This is a genomic window from Acinetobacter sp. ABJ-A23_2, from assembly GCF_044538765.1.
Lineage (GTDB): Bacteria > Pseudomonadota > Gammaproteobacteria > Pseudomonadales > Moraxellaceae > Acinetobacter > Acinetobacter nosocomialis_A.
The window spans coordinates 1-259 of record NZ_JBIUCP010000133.1 but is presented as its reverse complement, the minus strand read 5'-3'; the positions used below and the strand labels follow the sequence as shown (position 1 = coordinate 259).

General features: G+C 53.3%; 1 protein-coding gene. It reads left to right on the top strand.

What is annotated here, in order from left to right:
- The coding region (locus ACH63V_RS18190; RefSeq protein ID WP_396464335.1) for an Ig-like domain-containing protein at window positions 1-259 on the top strand (259 nt) is incomplete at both ends.

The following is a 259-nucleotide window of genomic DNA, read 5'->3' as shown; positions in this document are numbered from 1 at the left end:
CCTCATTGCCAGGTTCAGGTACAGTCTCTGCAGACATTACGGCACCTGTGGTTGCGCTAGATGATGTGTTGACGAATGACAGCACACCTGCGTTAAGCGGTACAGTGAATGATCCGACTGCGACTGTTGTGGTGACTGTAGATGGCACAGACTATCCAGCAGTCAATAACGGCAACGGTACCTGGACGCTTGCAGACAATACGCTTCCAGTGTTGACCGATGGACCACACACCGTAACTGTGACAGCGACCGACCCTGC